Source organism: Candidatus Kaelpia imicola (genome assembly GCA_030765505.1).
Classification (GTDB): Bacteria; Omnitrophota; Gorgyraeia; order Kaelpiales; family Kaelpiaceae; genus Kaelpia; species Kaelpia imicola.
The window spans coordinates 66,540-89,512 of the sequence record JAVCCL010000026.1; the positions used below are offsets into that span (position 1 = coordinate 66,540).

Genomic DNA, 22,973 nt, shown 5'->3' on the forward strand with positions numbered 1-22,973 from the left:
GAGGTGTAATGTGGCTGTCAAAAAGAGAAGCAATGAGAAAATTTTAGAAATCAACGCTACGATGCAGGGTGAACTCACTTTTAAAGACCCTGTAAACCTTACCATAAACGGAAATTTCCAAGGTAAGCTTAATACGAAGGGTGCGCTTTTAGTAGGAAAAGATGCCTATGTAGGCGCAGAGATAATCGGCGAGGATATTACGATTGCAGGTAAGATAGACGGGAATATAGTTGCCCAGAAAAGATTGACTCTAATACCGCCTGCCAATGTTAAAGGTGAAATTAAGACCCCTATCTTAATCGTAGAGGAGGGAGCGACATTAAACGGTGAGTGCATTATGAAGTCTGAGATAACAAAATTTTTGACGCTTGAAGAGATGGCAACCTATCTTAAGATTGACAGAGAGACTCTTCTTAATTGGGTAGAAGATAATAAAATACCTGTCATGAGAGAAGGCTCTAAATACCTCTTTGACAGAAAAGAGGTTGAGAACTGGCTTTCAAAAGAGAAGGTTTCTTAACTTGAAAAACAATGGATAAGCTTTTAACTCTTAGCGAGTCAGCCGCATTTCTCGGAGTTAGAGACGAAGTATTTCAGGATCTGATAGATCAGTATAAGATCCCGCACTATAAGATTGCCGGTAAGTTTATCCGCTTCTCACAACAAGAGCTTGAAAAGTACAGAGATACAGTTAAAAAGGGCGGAGGAGATAAAGATAGCAATAAGAGGAATGCGGCAGAGATAGAGAAGATAAGAGAGATTGAATATAAGAGAGAGAGCCTCTCTCCTGCTGTAAAAATCTCAGAGTTTCTTAAATTCAATGATTTCTATATATTGAGTCTAATAATAATCATAATGCTGCTGTTCTATATAATAAAATTCTAACTATGCTAAAAGCAGAAGTTTATGGTATAATTAAAAAATGAAAAGGTTGAGAATAAAAGTTGTTATTTTTATTATTTTATTCTCTGGTTTACTCCTTTCAAAGATTTTTCTTGCAGAAGCAGAAGAGGTCTATCCAGAGTGGAAAATAAAGCTTGCCTATACTTTAAGTGCAAAAGGCAGTGATATTAAAATCCATGACCCGGAGTTAGCTAAAGAGTATTATGCCCGTGCAAAGAGGTTGTACCCCTTGGCAGTATCAGGGAAAGAGGAGATGAAAGTTGTAAAGAGTATAAAGTTAGAGAAGATCGCAGCAGTAGAAGTAAAAGAGAAGGTTGAGGTTAAGCAGAAATCTGGGAAAACAGAAGAGAAAAGCAGTAGACCTGAACTGTTGGCAAGAGAGGAGAAGAGGCCGTTAATAGAGGTTACAAAGAGAGAAGAAAAGTCTCTGCCTAAAATAACTAAACCTACAGAGAAAAAATATAAAACTGAAGAATACAGCGATTATCCAGAGAGTGCAATAATAGCAGAATTTAAAAGCGTAGATGCGCGTAAGGTCTATGGGGCTGAAAAATTAGGTCCGACAGTGAATACGCTGCTTGACCCTTACTACATGAAGCATAAGAACTTCAGGATTCCTTACTATAAAGACCGCGAAGGATTAAAGATCCATCCCTGGATAGGCGTAAGAGGCGAATATAAATACGATGAGCAGAGAGTAGGGATAGAGAGCTTAATGATGGAGGCTCAGGAGTTTAATCAGAGAAGAAATGACCAGATACGGGACTACATATCAATCAACAAGAAAGAGTACTACAGGGAAGAGGTAATCTTACATATCAGAGAATGGCTTCCAAAGTTTACTTTTATAAACCATGAGGAGATTGTAAAGAGAACATGGGAAGCCAAAAAAATATGGTCTTCAAACAATAATACCTATTACGATAATCGCAACAAAAGGTATTACCAGCTTGAATATACCATTCCACGTCTTAAAAGAATAGGCTATCTAAAGTTAAAGCTGCGCTATGGTGATGAGCTATCTTACAGAACAAACGACCCTGCTGCATACCTGCCTTACGAGTCTCATCTGGTGGGATTTGAGACTTCTCCTCATATCTCACGTCTTGGCAGATTGAAGATAAAGTTTGAGTATGAATATTGGAATGGGGAATACAAACAGGCTCAGAATCAAGGCTGGTCTGAGAGGGATGCCTGGGGGAGAGACTACTTACTAGAGTTTGAACTCTATAACCAGAAAAAATTCTTAAGGATTACCCCGCATTTTAACTGGAAGAAGGAGCAGCACTCTCCAAGCCATGACACCTGGTGGACAAAGAAGACAGGTTTAAAGCTGCAGAAAAATATAAATGGAAAGCTAAGTTATACAACAGACTGGACATATATTGATTATACCAGGACAAAGAGTCCGGAGACCTCATCTGCGCAGACTATATCTACCTCCTGCTGGACTTGGGAAAACGAAATGGAGATCGAACTATTGCGGGACCTTAAACTTATAGTCGGACTTGACTATGGAAACGGACTGGGCTTTAGCGGATTCGACAATATAACCGGCAGAGGTGAGCTGATGCTTAGAAAACCGGGATTAATAGATCTACGTTTCGGCTATAGATATACAGATTATATTAACGTTAATGATAATGTAGATACGGTCTACTTTAAATTAGGGTTATTCATATGAAGAGAATACTGCAATTATTAATTTTAATACTGATGCTTAGGCAGCCTCAGCTATTCTGTGAATATTTAAAGATTGCTGATTTTGACAGAGGCGAAAAACCCAACCTTATCAGCGGTGATTATGGTTCCTGGAATAGGACAGAGCGGGACAGAACGCAGTTCTGCAATGAGGATCTTACCACTGACCCCCAAATAGTTTACGGCGGACGAGGCTGTAGTCTCTCTCTCTATTACGATGTTGATTCGCCCAACCCTCCGGTATATAACGGATTCTGGATGCGTCTTGAGAGAATAGATTTAACGGTTTGGAAATACCTCTCTTTTTATGTAAAAGGTGATGAAGAGCATGGCTACACTTCAGCCTTTGAAGTCCAAATTAAAAATATTCAAGGGAAGCTTGCATCCTTTAATATTGAGGGTGTAACATCCAAGTGGCAGCAGATAATAATACCGTTGAATAAGATGAACGAGGAGGCTGATTTCTCAGAGGCTTACGAGATGGTTATAGTGTTTGACGAGAGAGACGCAACCCGAAAAGAGGGAAGAATATTCCTGGACGAATTTTGCCTTTACAGATAAAGTTTAAAATGCTAACCTACTTAAAAATGAAGAAGTTATGAAGCCTTTATTAGTCTCTATAATCCTATTAACTGTTCTATTTAATTTCGGGTGTGGAAAAAACTACAGAACAGAAACAATAATCAGAGAGGAGGCTTTCAACTATCAAAAAATCGGAAGAGATGCTCAGAGCAAGAATGATTGGAATAAAGCCGTAAATTATTACAAAAAAGCAACCTACCTTGATCCTTACAATGCAAAGATATACAATGATATGGCTGTTATATACGAAAAACAGAAACTATATGCTCTTGCTGAGGGTAGCTATAAAAAAGCAATAGAGGTAGATAAAGATTTCCTGGCTTCTTACTTTAATCTTGGGCGCTTATATGAGAAAATGGAGATGGTAGATGATGCACTTTTCTATTATAAGCAGAGAGTGAGATTGGCTCAAGAAGAAGATGACCCCTGGGTTTGGAAAGCAAAAAGTAGAATAGGGTATTACGAATCTATAAATTCGGAGAAATAGAGAATGAGAATAATTAAGACCTGCCTGCTCTCTATGATAGCATTAATCTTGTTGAGCAACCTAAGCTTTGGCGGTGATGATTTTATAAAAGAGTCCAGAGTTTACAGAAAGAAAGGCTATGAAGCACAGCAGTCTGGAGATATAGAGATGGCTCTGGTATACTACAGAAAAGCCGCTGCGTTGGACCCATTCTATGCTATACCCCATAATGATACAGGAATAATATATGAGATGAAGGGCTACTTAAATAAGGCCCAGGAGGCATATCTAAAAGCAATTCAGATAAATCCTGAATTTGCAGAAGCACATATGAATCTTGCTTTGTTATATGAGCGTATAAATGAGATAGATAAAGCCTTGCCGCATTTTATCAAGAGGGTTGAGCTAGATAGTAAGAACAGTTCCTGGGCAAGGAGGGCTTGGCAGAAACTTTGGAAATATGCCCCAGAGCAAGCAAGAGAGGTAGAAGCCAGAGTATTGGCACGTGAAGTGGCAAACAGAATGCAGGAGCAGAAAGAGACAAAAAAAGTACTTGCAGCTAAACATTATCAAAAAGGTATCTACTACCTTAAGAAAGATCTTTATGAGAATGCCTACAACGAACTGAAGCAGGCGGTAATACTATTTCCGGACAATGAAAGTTATCAGAAGAACTACAGGAAGGCAGAGAGAAAGCACATTGTAAACCGGATCAGTATCTACTGCAAAAACGGAAGCGACTATATTGAATCAGGCGATTATGTAAAAGCCAAGCAGGAGTTAGAGAAGATTATCGAGTTGGTTCCCAGGCAAAATTAATTCTGATCTCATCGTTGTTAAAATATGAATCCTAAAACAATCTACTTAATTGACGGCAGTAATTATATTTATAGGGCTTATTATGCGTTGCCTATGCTATCAAATTCCAAAGGGCTTCCGACAAATGCTATCTACGGTTTCTTAAGCATGCTGAGAAAGATAATAAAAGAGAAAAGTCCTGATTATATTGCGGTTGCATTTGACCATAAAAAACCAAGCTTCAGAAAAGATATCTATAAAGACTATAAGGCAACAAGGAGACCTACGCCGGAGGACTTGATAAGGCAGTTTCCAGCGCTAAAAGATGTTCTTAGAGCTTATAGGATAACTCTTTTTGAGATAGAAGGGTACGAAGCAGACGACATATTGGTAACGCTGGCAAAAAAAGCCAAAAGAGAAGGGCTGAAGTCTTACATAGTAAGCTCTGATAAAGATGTTATTCAGGCAATAGATGATAGTATAGAGGTGTATGAGCCCAAGAAAGATATCTACCTCGACGTAGATACAGTCAAAAAAGTCTATTCTATAACACCGGATATGTTTGCAGACTTTCTGGCTCTAAGAGGTGATAAGACAGATAATATTCCTGGTGTTCCGGGAATCGGTGAGATAGCAGCTCAAAAATTGATATCTCGGTACGGTTCAGTAGAAGAGTTGCTGAAAAAGACAGAGAGCCTGCCTGAGAAAACAAAAGAGATCATAAGAGAAAACAGAGATCAGCTTCTGCTGAGCAAAAAGCTCACTCTTCTTAAAAGTGATCTCGATTTTAAAGTAGATTTTAAGGCTATGGAGAAGACTATGCCTTGTTATGAAGAGTTGATACCTCAGCTTGAAAAGTTAGAGTTTAACAATCTGACAAAAGAGCTTCTTCTATCAGTAGATCCCTTGCGGCTGCCTGAATATAAGGAGATTAAAGATAATAGAGGGTTGTCGGCCTTGATTAAGAGTATAGAGTCTGAGAGATGTTTTAGTTTCTATATGGCGAAGGGAGAGAAGGAGGAGGTGGCCTATCTTTTAATATCCACGGCAAAATCTATATCAGTCATACCTCAAAACTTAATCAAAGAAAACAGAGAGAGTTTAAACAGTGTTTTTTCTGATTCCAGGATTGAAAAAATATCTTACGGGATGAAAGAGCTGTCCAAACAACTTAAAGATTATAATATCTCACTCAGAAGCCCCGGATTTGATGTCAGGATAGTCTCTTATCTGCTTAATCCATCCTGGCAAAAATATGAGTTGTTTAAGATAGTATTGAACTATCTTAAGAATGCTACCAACCTCTCAGCTCTTTTAATAAATACCGAGCAGAAAGGATATGATATTCTCAAAAAAAACATAGCAATAGTATATACGCTTAGAGAGCTCTATTCTCACTTAAAGAAAAGAATAAAAGAACTTGGTCTTAATAAACTATATTATGAAATAGAAGAACCGTTGATATTCTTACTTTCAAAGATGGAAGAGAGGGGTATAAATATAGACAGAGAGTACTTGGAGAACCTGCTTGAGGATTATAACAAGAGGTTATCTTCAATCACCAATGATATCTATGAAATAGCAGGAGAGAGATTTAATCTCAACTCTCCCAAACAACTTCGGGAAATTCTATATGATAAGCTCAATTTAAAGCCGGTCAAAAAGGGAAAGACCGGACCTTCAACAGATGAAGAGTCGCTGCAGAAACTTAAATATCTCCATCCAATAGCAGAGCATATCCTTAAATTTCGTGAGCTGAGCAAAATAAGAAGCACTTACATAGAAGGGTTGCTTAAAAATATATCCGATGACGGCAAAATACATACTTCATTCAATCAGGCTATCACGCAGACAGGGCGCTTAAGTTGTTCTAAACCAAACCTGCAAAATATCCCAATACGTTCTGACCTAGGTAAACAGATACGAGCTGCATTTATACCGCTTAAAGGTTATCTCTTCATATCTGCAGACTATTCTCAAATTGAACTAAGAATACTTGCCCATCTCTCAGGGGACGAAAATCTGATAAGATGTTTTAAGGAGAATAAGGATATCCACAAGCAGACTGCCTCGTTGATATTTGAAGCAGCAGAGAAGAATGTCACACCTAAGATGCGCTCTATGGCCAAGACAGTAAATTTTGGTATCATATACGGAATCTCTCCTTATGGGCTTTCAAAACAACTAAATGCCAGTATTGACGAAGCTTCTGATTTTATAGATGCCTATTTTAAGCTCTATCCCGGCGTTAGAAGGTATATTCAGCGTGAGATAAAAAAAGCTCGCAAATCCAACTCTACAGAGACGCTATTTAAAAGAATACGTTATATACCGGAAATAAACTCGGATATTGTCAATATACGCGAATTTGGGGAGAGAGTAGCGATAAATACCCCTATTCAGGGTAGTTCGGCCGATCTCATAAAGAAAGTTATGTTAAAGATCCAAGAAAAAATAGATGGAGAGAGAGTAGATGCCAGACTTCTTCTTCAGATACATGATGAATTACTCTATGAAGTCAGAGAAGAGGATTTAGAGAGAGCTTATAATATCATACAAGATAGCATGGAAAACATTCTCACTCTCGATATCCCGTTAAAAGTAAACATATCAACAGGCTCTACCTGGCTGGAGCTTAAAGGCTGAATCTGAAGGGAAAAATATGTCTAAAAGATTAAAGGTATTATTTGTTTCAACAGAGGTCACGCCTTATGCCAAGGCAGGCGGATTAGCAGATATAGCAGGAGCACTTCCACCGGTTCTCAAAGAGATGGGCCTGGATATCAGGGTAATCATGCCTAAATATAAAGGAATAGATATAGAAGCAGATCAAACCTTGCTAAACAACTCTGTTCCGCTTTACTTTATAGAGAATGACAGTTATTACAAAAGAGAGTATATTTACTCTACGCCCGAAGGTGACTACCCCGACAATATGGAGCGGTTTGCTTATTTCTGTAAAGAGATACTTAAAAGAATCAAGAGAGAAGGGTTTAAACCGGATATAATCCACGCCAACGACTGGGAGACAGCCCTTATACCTGTATATCTTAAAACAACTTATAAAGATGATGAATTTTTTAAAGATGTAAAGACTGTATTTACAATCCACAATCTTGCCTATCAGGGAATATTTCAGGCTTCTGAGTGGGATAAAACGGAATTGAATCCTGATATATTCAACCTTCAGGGGCTTGAATACTATAAAAAGATAAACCTTATGAAAGGAGCACTCATATTTGCAGACTATATCACAACGGTAAGCCCTAGATATGCAGAAGAGATACAGGGCGATGAGTATGGATTTGGGCTTCAGAATGTATTAAGCTCACGTAAAGAGAGTATCAGCGGTATAATAAACGGTATTGATTACTTATACTGGGATTCAGAGAATGACTCCCAGATACCCCAAAATTTTACCATCAACTCCCTGAATAAAAAACCTATCAACAAACAGCACATTCAAACAGAGATGGGAATGGAGATAGGCCGAGACATCCCGCTAATAGCTGCAATAGGCAGGTTAACAGATCAGAAAGGCTGGGATTTAATAGTCGAATCAATAGATAAAATATGTGAAAAAGACCTCCAGTTGATAGTTTTAGGTGAAGGAGAGAAAAAGTATCAAGATATAATGACGGAAATATCCAAAAAATATCCTCTTAAGACTTCAATAAATATAAAATTTGACCTTGCTCTGGCAAAAAAGATATATGCAGCAGCCGATATATTTCTCATGCCTTCTAAATTTGAGCCCTGCGGCTTAGGTCAACTTATAAGCTATAGGTATGCAACTCTACCTCTGGGGAGAGAGACCGGGGGGCTGGCTGATACCATAACTGATTACACAAAAGATAAGGCTCATGGAACAGGATTCCTCTTTAAGAACTATAAAAGCAAAGATCTTGTTGATGCTATAGAGAGAGCATTGGATGTCTATAGAGACCGCAGAGCATGGAGAAATATTCAGAAAAGAGTAGTAAAAGCTGATTACTCCTGGAAACATTCAGCCAAGGATTATAAAAATCTTTACAAAAATGTAATAAAAAGCTTGAAAAGAGATGTCTAAATCAGGTAAAATTATAATAGCAATAACTGGTGAAATAGGGGCAGGTAAATCTACCTACACAGAAGAGTTTGAAAAACATGGCGCCTGTCCAGTTTATACAGATGCAATAACACATGAGATTCTAAAACTTGATGAAGTCAAATCCCTAATCAAGAAAGGTTTTGGAAAGAGTCTGTTTCAAAATAATGGAATTAATCCTAAAAAGCTGGCAAATAGAGCATTTAAGAACAGAACCGATTGGCAAAAGCTTATTGATATAACTCACCCTTATATATTAAAAAAAACTAAAGAGATAATAACTAAAAGTACATCTGACTATTGTGTAGTTGACGCACCGCTGCTCTTTGAATCTAAATTTGATAAAAATTCTGATTTTGTAATACTTATCAAGGCTGATGCTAAGTTAAGGAAAGAACGGCTTAAAGGCAGAATGGACTGGAAAGAGGTCAAGAGAAGAACCTCTTACCTTATTCCAATAGAGGAGAAAGAAAGGTTAGCAGATATTGTAATAGAGAATAACTCAAAAGAGAAAAGGAAGGTGAAAGAAAATGTTGAAAAAATCTTCAGAAGAATCAAAAGCAAAAGAGGCTAAACAGTCTGATAAAAAAGAGGAACAAAAACAAGAGAATGAGAACAGAGAGATTCAAAGCAAAGAGAGAAAGCTCTCCCCCAGAAACAGCAATATGGATATAGCACAGCTGCAGCACATGGGAATGCAAAACCTTTTTAGCCTGGCAAAAGATTTAAGGGTAAACGGGATATCGGGCCTTAAAAAACAGGATCTGATATTTAAGATTATAAAGACAAAGGCTATGAGGGAAGGCGAAGTCTCCGGCGAAGGCGTGCTTGAAGTATTGCCGGATGGATTCGGTTTCTTAAGATCTCCTAATTACAGTTATCTTCCTTCACCTGACGATATTTACATCTCTCCTTCTCAAATAAGAAGGTTTAGTCTTAGAACCGGTGATACTATAGCCGGTCAGGTCCGTCCGCCTAAAGACGGAGAGAAATATTTTGCCCTTCTTAAAGTAGAAGGGATAAACCATGCGAATGCCGATGATAATACTTATAGGATACCATTTGATAACCTTACTCCATTATATCCGAATGAACGATTTCTGCTTGAGACTAAGTCTACCGAGATAACAACGCGGATTATCGACTTAATTGCTCCCATAGGAAAAGGTCAGCGTGGATTAATAGTAGCACCGCCTTATAGTGGAAAGACGATAATCTTACAGAAGATAGCCAATGCAATAAGCGCAAACTATTCCGATGCAATCTCCATTGTATTATTAATAGGGGAGAGGCCTGAAGAGGTTACTGATATGGAACGCTCTGTGAAGGGTGAGGTGATAGGCTCAACTTTCGATGAGCCGGCAGAACGTCATATTCAGGTTGCAGAGATCGTAATGGAGAAAGCCAAGAGACTTGTTGAATCCGGAAAAGACGCTGTGATATTGCTCGACAGTATGACTCGTTTAGCTCGTGCGTATAATACAGTAGCGCCTCATAGCGGAAAGGTTTTAACCGGCGGTATCGATTCCGGAGCTCTGGATAGACCCAAGAAGTTCTTTGGTGCGGCAAGAAATATCGAAGGAGGAGGTTCTTTGACAATACTTGCAACCTCACTTGTCGATACGGGGAGCAGGATGGATGATGTCATCTTCGAAGAGTTCAAAGGAACCGGAAATATGGAACTACAGCTGGACAGGAACCTATTCCAGAAGAGAATCTACCCTGCGATAGATATCAGGAGATCCGCTACAAGACGTGAAGAGCTGCTTCTCGACCCTGATGAGTTGAAAAGAATCTGGGTTTTAAGGCGGGTATTACATGATGTGAACAATGAAGAGGCAATGAAAACGCTGATGGCCAAGATGAATAAAGCTAAAAACAATGTTGAATTCCTCTTAGGGCTGGATATCGAAGCTGTAGAATCATCCGAACCTACCCTATAAAAGGAGCCAGATATGAAAGATATTACAAGAGACCATTTTACGGAAGAGGATCCCTGGAGAATATTCAGAATAATGAGTGAGTTTGTTGACGGGTTTGAAACCCTCTCTCAGGTTAAGAGAGGAGTCTCTATTTTTGGTTCTGCCAGAATAAAACCGAGAAGTAAATATTATAAACTGGCTGAAGAGACTGCTTATCTATTTACAAAGAGAGGCTACTCTATAGTAACCGGTGCCGGTCCGGGTATAATGGAGGCAGCCAATAAAGGGGCGTCTAAAGCAGGGGGGGCATCCATTGGCTTGAATATCTTACTTCCCAGTCAGCAAAAATGCAATAAATACGTAACAACACCCATTGAATTCAGATACTTTTTCTGCCGTAAGGTTATGTTTGCAAAATATTCTAAAGCTGTTCTTATCTTCCCAGGAGGATACGGTACCCTGGATGAACTTTTTGAATTTTTAGCGTTAATTCAAACTGAAAGAATAGATAAGTTTCCTGTGATACTCATATCTAAAGAGTTCTGGGGCGGTCTAATAGACTGGATGAAAGAGAGACTGCTGAGTAAAAATATGATAGAGAAGAATGATTTAGCTATCTTCCATATCGTTGAGAATGGGGAAGAAGCGTTTAAGATAGTTAAAGATTTTTATAAGTAATCTCCTGTCCTGTAATTCTAATAACATAAACTCTTTATTTACAGCTATTTAGTGTCTGTTGTGTAACTTTATAATAGTTTTAATAAAACTTTTGTTATAGTTTGACATTTTGTTGCTTATGTGGTATAAATATTACAGGCAGAAAGATGAAGAGAGAGAAGGTAATAAAAATTGCCATAGGGAAAGCACTTTTAAGCATAACACTTCTAATCTTTACATCTGCAGGGATCTCCAATGCCCAGGTAGTATTTGATGCGGGAGGATTTGGAGGTGGGAATATAACCCTTCCGGCTGCAAGCCCAGTAGAACAGTTGTGGGAAAAATTGGAAATAACTCCTTTTGAGTTTGGAGATAAACTTGATAAAATTCAATTCGAAATATACTTGATCGCAAATAACCCTCTATCAATTATTTCTCCTGTTAACCGTCTAAATGAAATCAATACCATACTAACTGATTGGGTCAACATATTTAATACTTGTGACGTTAGTGCCGATTCAATTATACCATTGCAGGGCACTATCCATGATACTCTAAAAAAAATGGAGCGGGTGGAGATAGAGCTTGGTACCCCAATAGACGAAATTGCAGAGATATTAAAAATTAGAGAACAAGAATTAGAGTTGTTATATTTCGTACCGCGTGATTCAGATTTTTATAAGACCCAAGTATTAGATTATACCGCAACTATCTCAAAGCAGATTGATGGATGGAAAGAAGTATTTGAAAATTCCGGATTTGCAGTAGACGTTTTCAGCGATTTACAAGAAGACATAGCAAAGATACAAAATAAATTATCGGGTCCATTAATTTCAGCACATGTCCCGGTCACGTACGGAGGAATATTAGTTTTACCTTTTGAAGACTTGCTAAAATCTTCTGATACATCTCTTAGAGAGTTTTTTGCCGAAACCTATATACGCAATGTAACAGAGGAAATACCTCAGTATATTGAGGATTTAGGTATAGCTTTGGAAAAAGCCGAAGCTAATCCTTTGCTTTTTAAAAATTTTGATGCGCCTAAAGTTTTTAGCCACTTAACAGACATTCATAAAAACCTTGAAGGCTTGAATAAAAACGGATTTCTACAAATAGCAAATGAAACAATGGGAGCATTCCAAAATTTGATACCTCTCGATGAACAAATAAATAGACTGCAAATACAGATTGAAGCGGTCTCAAGCATTGCACAAGATGGTAACATCAATAAAATCGAACCGTCTACAGATTTAGAACAAGAGCTCGAAATTCTGAAAGCAAAAAGAGCGGATGTATATCTTGAGTTTTTAGTCAAGTTTTCATCTTTAACAGAAAGGAATCATGAATATATCCAAGATAAAACAGACGAATTACAACTTGAAAAAGAACTACTCAGCAGTGCTCCTATTAGGAATATGCCTTCTGAAGACGCTGAAGCTATAAGGAATGCCATGGAAGAGGCGGCAACAAAAAAGGATTTCCTTAAAAGTATTGATGGTCTAATTTTACAAACGTTAAGGTCAATTACAGAAATGATAGGTTCTATTATATCAGAAATAATTATAGAAAATGACTCTTATTATGAGGAAAAAACGGCTATTATTTCTACGACAATCTCAAACCTTAAGACGATAGAACCGTATCTACTTTATGAAGAAGCTAAATCTATCAATAGTGCGATTGAAAACTTAAAACAAGTGCAGCAGCAGCTCGTTAATTTCTACAACAATACAATTCAACAAGAAGCAAATGTACCGCAGACATCTCAATTATATACCAAAACATATCTTGATGTTATTAGAACAACGGAAACATCAGGGTTAGAACGAAGCATTGAAAGAGTAGACCAGTACTTAGATAGCCAATTGAAATATATGGAAGATGAACTACAAAGGAACATCAAACAGAGGGATAGTTTAGCCCTTCTTCCCAATAATATGCTTCCCGATGATAGGGAATGGATTGAAAAAAGTATACAAGATTTAGAAGCAAAGATTGAGCTCTTATCAGAAAGTATTACGCTAATGAAGCAAACGATTGAACCTCAATCAAGGACATCCAGCTTAGATCCTGCAGTTGCACCATCTAATAATTCTGAATTACCCTTCTCGCTACCTGTACCATCGGGTGTCAAAAAAGCGGAGCAAATTTTCCTTAATAATCCTGAATCATCTTCACCACCTGATAACAATACCCCCTTTAGCTTACTTAAAGATACTAGTCTAGCCTCTGAACCTCAATCAAGGACATCCGGCTTAGATACTGCAGCTGCACCATCTAATAACACTGTACCACCTTCACTATCTGGCAGCATTACCCTTCCAGTAATAAATTCGTTAATAAAAAGTGTCTCTTCTAATTTTACAGAAATAGGGCCGGAACCAGGAATTGCTACTCTATCAGCGGGAAATATTGAAACTACTACTTATGAGAGTTTAAGTGAAGAAGAAAGAGTTTTCGTAGACAGCATGCTAGGGGTACTAAGAACAGAAGATCCGCAGGTCATTGCAGAAACAATATGGAGAGCATTACGTGATAGCGGTGGTAATCGTTGCTTTATGATGGACATTATTATGACATTACCTGCCGAAGGAGATATTGGAAACGATCCTAAGTATCAAGAGTTTATGTCTACAATACGTTCACTTGATGCAAAGCTTCTTCAAGAAGAATTAAGTGAAATGCCGGAACAGATAGATCGACTATTAGAGAATGAGATTAAAGAGGATTTAGGTGAAGTTAGACAAGAAGTGGCAGGTACGTCAGAAAATCTTGCAAAGTTGGCGATAGAGATAGGGGAAGAGCATCCCGGTGCAAGGGTTACAGCAGATGGAATAGTTGTTGCTCCGATATGGATATCTAAAAATACTGGCCGAGAGATAATATCTATTAAAATCGACGGCAAAATTGTTAACTATACCATCAGTAAATTTAAAGAAACAATTAGTCATATAAGCCAGGCTCTAGAAGTATCGGAAGAAGTACTGCATAAGCTCTTAGGTAATATTATCGAGAAAGGCGAAGGCGTCTATGATGTTATATGGATTACTTTAGATAACGGTAAAACAGTACATTACGTAAGACGCAGTGATACCATCGTCTATATTAACTCAACCAACCCGGCAGAAATTGCAAAGGAAATTATAAAGAAAGTGTTTATAAAGCGCCCCGATGCATCAAGCGCAGTGGTAAACAGAATATTTTTGTTCATGGTTATAGCAGGCTTAATATGTATAGGATTTGGAGTAACACTAGCGGTCTGCATAGCCAAAGCACAGATTAAGAGGTCAGAGTATCTCCCTCCCGCGTTGAGAGTAAAAAAATCCTTCCAGCACAACTACGCAGCTAATTGGAAAACAAGGTAGGGATTTTAAAATAATTCTCTTGTCTTTTCATCACCTTCATTAATATAATATACAAAATTATAAACAAGGAGGTTGTAGATGAAGAGAGTCTTAGTAGGTATTGTGTTAGCTATCATAGTAACAGTATCTTTACCGGTCTATGCCGGCTGGAATGCAAAAAGCTCATCAGATGCAGTAGAAGAGGCTGAATTAACGGTTAAGAAGTTCAAAGAGTCTGACTCTGTAATGGATAGATTCTTTGATAAAGCATACGGCTATGCTATATTCCCAACTGTCGGAAAAGGCGGCATGGGAATAGGAGCAGCGTACGGCAAAGGTACGGTCTATGAACAAGGTAAGATAATAGGTTCAACAACCTTAAAACAGCTCAGCATAGGTTTTCAACTCGGAGGTCAGGCATATAGTGAGATAATATTTTTTAAAGATAGACGTGACCTTGAAAATTTCAAAAGCGGTAACTTTGAACTCGGTGCAACAGCTTCTGCAGTTGCTGTAACAGCCGGAGCATCAGCTGACGCAGACTACAGTGACGGAGTTGCCGTATTTACCCTTCCCAAAGGCGGATTGATGTATGAGGCAACGGTTGCAGGGCAGAAGTTTACTTATACAGAAGAGTAAAGTTTAAAGTTAATAAAAGGAGATGGAATATGAAAAAGGTAATCATAGCTTTGTTAATTTTCTTATTGTTTCTTTCGCTAAACTCTCTTGCAGGACCATTTGATACCTGGGATGAAGAGGCAAATGTCACAGCTCAGTTTGTAAGAAAAATTCTGGGCGGAGATAGCTTTGATGAGTCTTTAAAACTTGATTACCCCGGAAGCACAATTAACTGGGGAGGAAGGATATCAACAACAGATAAGTTTGGAGGAGCAACGTATATAGTATATTGTGAGATAGTAGAACCTCAAAAGGACCCTACATACTACTATTATGAAGTTGCATTCTCACCGGTAAATGATAATCCTCAGCTGCTACAGAAATACAATATCGGCTATTGATATATTAAGTCTTTTTTTCAACCGCTATCTCAGACTCTGATAATCTGCCTATTCTTATCTTTTTAACTAGAAAGGGCATTACAAAGAGAGCCGTTAAAGAGGCGAATATCGAACCCACAAGAATTGCAAGTCCGAAACGCTGGGTAGGTGGGAAGCTTGAGAAAGAGAATATTCCAAAACCGATTGAGATAACAAACATAGCCGTTAAGATAGGCTGCCAGAGATGGTCTTTGACTCTATCCCAATTTTTAAGCCGCTGAAAAGCTTTTATCATATGTATCATTGCATCTATCCCTATGGCTATTGCAATATTTGAAGCCGGAGCCGATATAATATCCAAAGGAATCCTATAAAGCCCAATAAGCCCTAATATTGATACAGGAAGGATGGCAACGCTTAGGGTAAGGGCAAGTGTTATTCTGAAAGAGCGTGATATCATAAGGCCTATTACTGCAAACAAGAGTACTAATTTGCCAAGCCCGTTAATAAGACTGATAGCAACAAGCTTGGCCAGATGGCCCTGGAGACTGTATATTCCGCCTATTATTTCGGGAGCGAAACCCTGAGCATAGACAAGCTCTTTTATCTCAGCTATTATCTCTAATCTAGAGCGGACCCTATAGGACTCGGTCATTCGGAGCATGAAGAGACCATACTTGCCGTCAGAGGATATAAAGCTCTTTGCAATTGCATCACACTCGGGTTTCTTGAGAACGCTTATTAAGGCGTCCATCGATATCACAGAGACAAGGAAACCTAAAGGAGTCTTACGTGCCTGAGCAAGTAATACAGGAAGGGATAAGACAGAACCAACCGAACGGTGCTGTTCCAGAACCTCCTGCAGCCTCCAGAGATCTTTAAAAGTCTTCTGAGAGACTATCTTCTCGTCTGATTGAGATTTAACAACAATTATAAGCGGAGAGCTGCCTCCATTGCGGTCTATATAACCCAAACCGTTTCTTATCTCGCTTCCTTCTGCAAAATAGGAGAGCAGACTGGGATCAGAATCAATAGAGAAGAGTCCCGGTAGGACCATAATAGAGATAACAACGATAATAGTTATAATATAACTTCTCTTTCTGTTTAAAAAGCCGTAGATATTACTTTGAATAACTTCAATCTTAGGCTTACTCTGAGCCATTCTTTTCTGTTTCTGGACGCTGGATGCCTTTAAAAATGCAGGGTAGATGGTATAGGCAGCAAGAATTGCCATCAAGGTTCCTATTGCACCAGATGCTCCCAGGTCTCTTAAAGGTTTTGCCTGAACAAATATAAGACTTATAAAACCAAGCAGCGTTGTGAACATGCCCCAGAAAGAAGGCGGGAATGTAAGTATCAAAGCTTCAACTACCGGGGTAAACGACGGCAGAGAGCTGTCATCCTGTTTTTTCTTGAAGAATAACTTTAAAGGAAAGCCCCAGAGTCTCGGACGAGGAATTAGAGGGGTCGGAGCATAGCAGGCACTCTTCCAGCTATAGGTTAGGAATATAATGTGTGATAGAGTAAGAATACATATTATAGTACCCAGATTAGCTGTAAGTATTCCAATCGGAATGCCTAAAAAATCTGTAAGCATGAAAGTCCAGATGCAGGCATTGAGGCAGGTTATGAGAGTACCAAAAAAGGCTCCTTTTGAACGGAATAGAGCCAGTATTATGAGCCCAAAGACTAAGATTGCTACAGTAGAGAATACCTTTATATCTCTAAGCAAGCTTCTTCTTATAAGTTCAACTATGTAGGGCATACCTGATACACGAAGCTTAAAATCCTGATCCTCAAACTGATAGACTATATCTTCGATGAATGGAACCATTAGATCGGAGACATCTTCGTCTAGAAGTACAATCAGGTTTGTGGACTTCATATCGTCTGATAAGACCAATCGTTTCCACATCGGGCTTTTAAGAGCGTCTTCAAAATCGTTGGGTCCATGCGTCAAACTACTTACCCCTGAGACACCATCTAAACCCAGCAAGGATTCACTTAAATCAGCTATCTTTTCCTGATAGAGAGAAGAATTGATATCTCCAGTTGCGCTTATAATAACCATGCCGTCGTTTCTGACGAAAAGTTTGGATATCTTTTTCTCATACTGAAACTGAGGATCTTCGCTGGAGAAGAAGAAATCATCGGTAACTTCGGGCACTAAGCTTACAAAGTTAATCAAGATGGTGAGGCCAAGAAGTGTTACAATAACTGCCGCCCAAACCTGAGGATTAAGCAGTCCGGTTATATTTTTAATCTTTAGAGAGAACCTTGATAACATAACAGCTAATTATATATGGATAGAAAGACTTTCGCCAGCTGTTTTATTCTGGTCTCCAAATTGACAGCAAATGTTAAAAGGTGTTGAAATCCTTCCGTAATATATAATCCTGATGATTACAGAAGTACTCTCCTTGTCAGAAAGCATAGGTAGACCGACCCTGATTAAAAATAGCCTGCATAAAACAGTTGCTAATTTAGACTTGCCTACCTATACGTTAAAGATATAAAATATTTTACATAATGCAGTATAGAAGCTGCATAAAAGATATAGATTAATAACAGACAACCTCTGGGGATTGTTTATTATGAGCCCAAAGAGATATCATCTTATATTTGCTGAGATAGCCCTTATTTTAGCTCTGGTTAATACTTTACTGGTATCTATACTGAATGGCCCCTCTTATTTAAAGTCATGCCTGAATAAGCCCAAAAATCCCGTTATCCTGCTTTTTATACCTACATTAGGTATTATTTTCGCCTTAATTGTCATAATAGGCTGGATAAAACGACATTATTACAGGGGTTTTGAAACTAAATCTGATTTTATAAAATACGGTGCCATAAAAGGATTTCTACTGCCGATTACAACACTCTTAGGAGGAAGCGTTGTTGCCCATTCAGTCTCTATATTCTACGTGTTGAACAACAGCTTAACCCCCGGAATCTGGACTGTTATAATACGTTGGTCAGAATTCTATCTTTATCTTCTGCCAACCGTTATCTTTTCTCCTTTATTGATTATCTTTATTGCAACCGGAGCATTAATTGAAAAAAGAGCATATCATGAAAAAAGGAGCGAGAAGAATAACTAAAGAGAATAAGATTGAAATCTTTAAGATTAAAATTAGGAGTAGTTGTGTTGCTGTATGTAACAACCATCTGACAGAAGGTGTAAGTCGCATTCAGGCACTTGAGAGAATACATAAAGCTCTTAAGAGAAAAAAGAGAGCAGTTTAATGCAAAAGGAGGTTAAGTTAAAATGAAGATTGGGTTGTTAATAATTCTATCCCTTATAGTTGTGTTCTGCTTTTTTGCCGAAGCAGATGAATATGATCATCTTTACACAAATGGCTACCTTAACGGCAGAACATTTGATTATGAAACAGACGATTGGGAAGGAGATGAGTGGTCTTATGAGAATGACGTCTACATGTTTGGATTGATAGACGGGCTCTTCTGGACAAACTATAATACTATGATTAGGTTGTATCCCGAAACCTATTATCCAAACAGGGAAGATATAGCAGATAAAGCAAGACAGTACTATATCAATACTCCTTCGCGAAAAGATAGACCAATAGTAGAGTTAATGCTTAGTGGCTGTAATTGAATAAGGTTGCTGCTTATAGTTTTAATAGTAATCTTGTCAAGATGTACTTGTTAAAGTCTTGGTGTGTGGATATTATATACTATATCTTTCCAGATAATAAATTACTTCAATAAGCAGAAAGGAGAATCTTATGAAAAGAGAGTTGGTAACGTTAAAGACAAGCGAAGGAGAGATCAAAATTAAACTTATGAGTAATGCTGCGCCTAAAGCATCCGAGAACTTTCTGGGTCTTGCAAAAAAAGGTTATTATGATGGAGTCATATTCCATAGGATTATAAAAGGCTTTATGATTCAGGGAGGAGACCCTGCAGGAACGGGAGGCGGCGGAGAGTCAATATGGGGTAAGCCTTTTGAAGACGAAGTAACTGAAGAAGTAGTATTTAACAAGCCCGGCTTAGTTGCAATGGCAAATTCCGGATCTAATACCAACGGCAGCCAGTTTTTTATAACAACCGCTCCAACTCCCTGGCTTAATATGAACCATACTATCTTTGGTGAGGTCGTTGAAGGCTATGATGTAGTTCAAAAATTAGAAGAATCAGCTACTGATAGTCAAGATATGCCCATAGAAGAGAAAAAGATATTAGAGGTTGAAGTAAAGGCTGAGTAATAAAACAATACAGGGAGAGATTTGAAGAAGACACATATTGTCTTAATCATAGCCATTCTGTTTAACATATCATCTTTTGCCCCAGGAGAAACTCAAAAAAGAAAAGAGATAATAGGGGGGATGTGTGAATACAGGCTATACTCCGGAAAAATTAGAGTCTTAGATATCAAAAAGACTGAACGTTCAAAATTACAGGCCAGAATGTACGGCGGGCCAGAATATGAAGGTTATGAGATAAACTACAATTTTATTTCTGATGAGACGATAGAGGAAGGGTTTGCAAGGGAGTGGATAGAAAGAGAGCAGATTTTCAGATTCTTCAACTCCTGGCTTCCATCAGAGAAATATATAGTGACTCACGATATAGAGGTAGGAAGAATCTATCCTGCAGAGATGATGGTGATACAGAAAGGCACCTGTACGCCGGTTCTTGTTGAAATAGAGGGCTGGGAGAGAAATATAAGCTACTGAAAATACTCTTTAGATTGGCCATTCGAATTAATCCTATTTAAAAAACATATATACAAACGGTGTATTTATCTTTTACAGTAAGATTCTTATTTCCAATACTTTAGAACACATCTCTACCATTAATTTCTAATACAATTTGCAACATTATTTAACATATGATATATTTAGTTAAAGGGGTTTTGAACTATACACAATGAAGACCAAATATGAATAAGGTAAATATTGCAATTACAACAATGCTGATTTTTCTGCTTCTAAGCTGCACTGCCAATGCCAGACGAATCAAAACACCCTTATCGCTACCTTTAGCTGCATTCTTTCAATCAGATAATTTTATTCTAGAGCAGTGGGATAATCTTGACCAAGGCATTAGCTTTGAAGTAGGGGGTGATTACAGCATAATCTCTGCCGAAATAAAAAGAGTTGGCAGCTGGATAATATTCAATATTGTAGGATTATCTGCAGAGGAACTAACATTTGAGATTCAGGATTTTATAGCTGAAAACTTAGAGAGCTCTCTTCTTGAACGCCAAACCTCTGTCGTGGTTATTCCTACTGTAACAAGTAGAAACCTGCTAATGGAAGATAGAGCCAGCATATTCAGTTTATCGCTTAAAGAGCTGAGTATGATTATTAATGACCTCAATAACGAGGGGGATGGTTCAGGATTTCTCCTGCTTAAGCCGGAGAAGAGGAATGTTTTACATGATTTAGCAATATTCTTAGATGAAGAGTTAACATTGATCAGCAACAGAAGTGAAAGAGAAGAGATATTGAGCGCCCTTTCCAGCAGTAAAGAAAATTTGCTTGGAATCTTAAAGGAGATGTATGATAGATATCAGGACGTAGACCTATCTTCTGAATATATATCAGTTGGCCATATAGCTATGCCTAATGAGAGAATAGACAGAAAGATCGAATGTATAAGAGAAGCTATATATCTACTAAAGACAGATATCTCAAATCTAATCTATAGAATATTCTATTTTAGATATATGCAGCGGAGATTCAGAATAACAGATTCAGGAACTATAATTTGGAATGGCCAGACATCCTCAGGCAGTTTAAATTAGAATCTCCCCATTTTCTTTTAAAGTTAAACCCACCTTAAAACAGAGCTATACTTATAGACTTTTTGCTTTAAATTGAAAATGATAATCAATAGTGTTATAATCCAAAAAATGATAAACTAAAAAAGAGAGGTAAATATGGCTAATTTTTCTTTTGATGTTGTTTCTGAGGTTGATCTTCAAGAAGCAGATAATGCAATAAATCAGGCCAAAAAAGAATTATTCAGGCGTTACGATTTTAAAAACAGTAAATCTTCTATCGAATTTGATCGCAAAGAGAAAAAGATAACCTTAACAGCAGATGATGACTATAAATTACGTGCTCTTAAAGATATTCTCTCAGCAGGTATGGCTAATAGGAAGATATCTATTAAATCTCTTAAATTTAACGACTCTGAGAAAGCATCTGGAATGAGTCTTCGTCAAACAGTAGATATCTGTACAGGTATCGAGAAGGAAAAAGCGAAAGAACTTGTTGTCGGAATAAAGAAGCTGAAATTAAAAGTGCAGACTCAGATAGAAGGAGAGAAGCTGAGAGTTAGCTCTCCCAAAAAAGATGATTTACAGGCGGTCATTGAGTATCTTAAGAATTTAGATTTCTCCCTACCTCTTAGTTTCTGTAATTATCGTTAAGGTAGCATTTATGCTGTCAAGCAAAAGAAATATAGACCACACCCGTAGTATGCAACAACTGTAAAATCACCATATATTCAAGTATCACCTCTCGCTTGACAAGTATAACTTCATAGTAGTAAACTATTTACACCATGCGGCAAGGTAGTTACAGTGTAAAATCTGGATAAAATAAATAAAAGCAGCCCAAGAAGGGTTATTTTTATCTTAAAGGAGGTGAAACATGGCAAAATTAAACGCAAAAGCTCTCGGCCTCAGCTTAGGTATTATTTGGGCGGTTGCTGCATTTATTATGGGAATTCTTGCAATGACCTTCGGATATGGAGGAATTTTTGTCAAAGCATTAGGCTCTCTTTATATAGGCTATGAAGCAACATTAAAGGGGAGTATAATCGGTGCTATCTGGGGCTTTATTGATGCTGGAATTTGTGGAATTATTATAGCCTGGCTGTACAATAAGCTGGCAAAGTAAAACAGAGAGCAATATAAAAAAAGGAAGTAAACATGGAAACCTCATCCTGTTGTTTGTTTTTTCTCTACTGCATAGTATAATTACGGAAAGATTACTAGAATAGTTTTAAAAAATAATTTTAAATGTTTTATTTTCTATTAAGAATAGTACTCATTTATCTCTTTTTTCGTTTCATCTTTAAGGTTATCTTCTTCTTTGTCAATCTTAATAAAGACAGGTCTGGCATTTATCAAAAAAAGAGAGATGATAGATTCAACGATAAGAATATAGTAGACGTCGAATCCAAAGAGATGGAATAAGAAAAAGAGAGATGAAAAGATGAACATACTGGTTAGAAATCTATCACGGGATACAAACGAAGTAGAACTTAAAAAACTATTTTCACCGTTTGGTAAGATAGCATCATTCAATATAGTAGTCGACGGAGCAACAGGGGAATCCAAAGGGTTTGGATTCGTCGATATGCCTAATAAAGAAGAAGCAGTTGCAGCCATAAAACAGTTGGACGGTGAAACTCTTAAAGGTGAAAAGATAAGGGTTAAGACGACTAAGAGAATCAATACCGCTACTAAAAATAAGATGATAAGGCGTTATAAGAATTACAAATTAAATAGTAGCTCAGGGAGCTCAAAGCAGGCAA

General features: G+C 37.8%; 24 protein-coding genes and 1 pseudogene. 23 read left to right on the forward strand and 2 right to left on the reverse strand.

Annotated elements, in window-relative coordinates:
• Positions 1-10: 10 nt before the first annotated feature.
• The 14 genes from P9L98_04620 to P9L98_04685 all read left to right on the forward strand — a co-directional run bounded on the left by P9L98_04620 (position 11) and on the right by P9L98_04685 (position 15,479).
• Positions 11-520, forward strand: coding sequence for a polymer-forming cytoskeletal protein (locus tag P9L98_04620; GenBank protein ID MDP8216581.1), 510 nt, complete (start codon positions 11-13; stop codon positions 518-520).
• 11 nt (positions 521-531) lie between these two features.
• Positions 532-885 carry a helix-turn-helix domain-containing protein gene (locus P9L98_04625; protein MDP8216582.1) on the forward strand — a complete coding sequence of 118 codons (354 nt, stop codon included), beginning with the start codon at positions 532-534 and terminating at the stop codon, positions 883-885.
• A 37-nt stretch (positions 886-922) separates the two neighbouring features.
• Positions 923-2,587: a hypothetical protein gene (locus P9L98_04630; GenBank protein MDP8216583.1), complete on the forward strand. Its 1,665-nt coding sequence runs from the start codon at positions 923-925 to the stop codon at positions 2,585-2,587.
• Complete coding sequence (locus P9L98_04635) at positions 2,584-3,165, forward strand: hypothetical protein (protein ID MDP8216584.1); 582 nt, start codon at positions 2,584-2,586, stop codon at positions 3,163-3,165. Before P9L98_04630 ends, P9L98_04635 begins: the two co-directional genes overlap by 4 nt.
• Positions 3,166-3,202: 37 nt before the next feature.
• Positions 3,203-3,673, forward strand: coding sequence for a tetratricopeptide repeat protein (locus P9L98_04640; protein ID MDP8216585.1), 471 nt, complete (start codon positions 3,203-3,205; stop codon positions 3,671-3,673).
• Positions 3,674-3,676: 3 nt separating this feature from the next.
• Entirely contained in the window at positions 3,677-4,471 is a 795-nt protein-coding gene (locus P9L98_04645) for a tetratricopeptide repeat protein (GenBank protein MDP8216586.1), read from the forward strand.
• Positions 4,472-4,495: 24 nt separating this feature from the next.
• Positions 4,496-7,096 carry a DNA polymerase I gene (gene polA, locus P9L98_04650; GenBank protein ID MDP8216587.1) on the forward strand — a complete coding sequence of 867 codons (2,601 nt, stop codon included), beginning with the start codon at positions 4,496-4,498 and terminating at the stop codon, positions 7,094-7,096.
• Between the two features lie 16 nt (positions 7,097-7,112).
• A complete protein-coding gene (glgA, locus tag P9L98_04655; GenBank protein MDP8216588.1) occupies positions 7,113-8,519 on the forward strand; it encodes a glycogen synthase GlgA in 1,407 nt (468 codons plus the stop codon).
• Positions 8,512-9,111: a dephospho-CoA kinase gene (coaE, locus tag P9L98_04660; protein ID MDP8216589.1), complete on the forward strand. Its 600-nt coding sequence runs from the start codon at positions 8,512-8,514 to the stop codon at positions 9,109-9,111. Before glgA ends, coaE begins: the two co-directional genes overlap by 8 nt.
• Positions 9,112-9,202: 91 nt before the next feature.
• On the forward strand, positions 9,203-10,480 hold the full coding sequence (gene rho / locus P9L98_04665; GenBank protein ID MDP8216590.1) for a transcription termination factor Rho: 1,278 nt from the start codon (positions 9,203-9,205) through the stop codon (positions 10,478-10,480).
• A 12-nt stretch (positions 10,481-10,492) separates the two neighbouring features.
• The gene (locus P9L98_04670) at positions 10,493-11,137 is read left to right on the forward strand and encodes a TIGR00730 family Rossman fold protein (protein MDP8216591.1); all 645 of its coding nucleotides are present in this window, start codon (positions 10,493-10,495) and stop codon (positions 11,135-11,137) included.
• Between the two features lie 146 nt (positions 11,138-11,283).
• On the forward strand, positions 11,284-14,481 hold the full coding sequence (locus P9L98_04675; GenBank protein ID MDP8216592.1) for a hypothetical protein: 3,198 nt from the start codon (positions 11,284-11,286) through the stop codon (positions 14,479-14,481).
• Positions 14,482-14,559: 78 nt separating this feature from the next.
• A complete protein-coding gene (locus P9L98_04680; protein ID MDP8216593.1) occupies positions 14,560-15,099 on the forward strand; it encodes a lipid-binding SYLF domain-containing protein in 540 nt (179 codons plus the stop codon).
• Between the two features lie 29 nt (positions 15,100-15,128).
• Positions 15,129-15,479 carry a hypothetical protein gene (locus tag P9L98_04685; protein ID MDP8216594.1) on the forward strand — a complete coding sequence of 117 codons (351 nt, stop codon included), beginning with the start codon at positions 15,129-15,131 and terminating at the stop codon, positions 15,477-15,479.
• 4 nt (positions 15,480-15,483) lie between these two features.
• On the opposite strand, the gene P9L98_04690 is transcribed toward P9L98_04685, so the two are convergent.
• Positions 15,484-17,745 carry an MMPL family transporter gene (locus P9L98_04690; protein MDP8216595.1) on the reverse strand — a complete coding sequence of 754 codons (2,262 nt, stop codon included), beginning with the start codon at positions 17,743-17,745 and terminating at the stop codon, positions 15,484-15,486.
• A 307-nt stretch (positions 17,746-18,052) separates the two neighbouring features.
• On the opposite strand from P9L98_04690, the gene P9L98_04695 reads away from it, so the two are divergent.
• From P9L98_04695 to P9L98_04730, 8 genes are all read left to right on the forward strand, one after another.
• Positions 18,053-18,559 carry a hypothetical protein gene (locus P9L98_04695; protein MDP8216596.1) on the forward strand — a complete coding sequence of 169 codons (507 nt, stop codon included), beginning with the start codon at positions 18,053-18,055 and terminating at the stop codon, positions 18,557-18,559.
• On the forward strand, positions 18,531-18,704 hold the full coding sequence (locus P9L98_04700) for a hypothetical protein (protein MDP8216597.1): 174 nt from the start codon (positions 18,531-18,533) through the stop codon (positions 18,702-18,704). Before P9L98_04695 ends, P9L98_04700 begins: the two co-directional genes overlap by 29 nt.
• 22 nt (positions 18,705-18,726) lie before the next feature.
• The gene (locus P9L98_04705) at positions 18,727-19,077 is read left to right on the forward strand and encodes a hypothetical protein (protein MDP8216598.1); all 351 of its coding nucleotides are present in this window, start codon (positions 18,727-18,729) and stop codon (positions 19,075-19,077) included.
• Positions 19,078-19,207: 130 nt separating this feature from the next.
• Positions 19,208-19,687 (forward strand): peptidylprolyl isomerase, encoded by a 480-nt coding sequence (locus P9L98_04710; protein ID MDP8216599.1) that lies wholly within the window; start codon positions 19,208-19,210, stop codon positions 19,685-19,687.
• A gap of 21 nt (positions 19,688-19,708) precedes the next feature.
• A complete protein-coding gene (locus P9L98_04715; protein MDP8216600.1) occupies positions 19,709-20,158 on the forward strand; it encodes a hypothetical protein in 450 nt (149 codons plus the stop codon).
• A gap of 206 nt (positions 20,159-20,364) precedes the next feature.
• Positions 20,365-21,231 (forward strand): hypothetical protein, encoded by an 867-nt coding sequence (locus P9L98_04720; protein ID MDP8216601.1) that lies wholly within the window; start codon positions 20,365-20,367, stop codon positions 21,229-21,231.
• A 135-nt stretch (positions 21,232-21,366) separates the two neighbouring features.
• Positions 21,367-21,861: a YajQ family cyclic di-GMP-binding protein gene (locus P9L98_04725; GenBank protein MDP8216602.1), complete on the forward strand. Its 495-nt coding sequence runs from the start codon at positions 21,367-21,369 to the stop codon at positions 21,859-21,861.
• Between the two features lie 223 nt (positions 21,862-22,084).
• Positions 22,085-22,333, forward strand: coding sequence for a bacteriophage holin (locus P9L98_04730; GenBank protein ID MDP8216603.1), 249 nt, complete (start codon positions 22,085-22,087; stop codon positions 22,331-22,333).
• Between the two features lie 137 nt (positions 22,334-22,470).
• Here the strand turns inward: P9L98_04730 and P9L98_04735 are convergent, their stop codons facing one another.
• Positions 22,471-22,659 (reverse strand): hypothetical protein, encoded by a 189-nt coding sequence (locus tag P9L98_04735; protein MDP8216604.1) that lies wholly within the window; start codon positions 22,657-22,659, stop codon positions 22,471-22,473.
• Here P9L98_04735 and P9L98_04740 point away from each other — a divergent pair.
• Positions 22,652-22,876, forward strand: a pseudogene (locus P9L98_04740) (RNA-binding protein). The gene P9L98_04735 and the pseudogene P9L98_04740 sit on opposite strands and share 8 nt — an antisense overlap.
• Positions 22,877-22,973 lie beyond the last annotated feature (97 nt).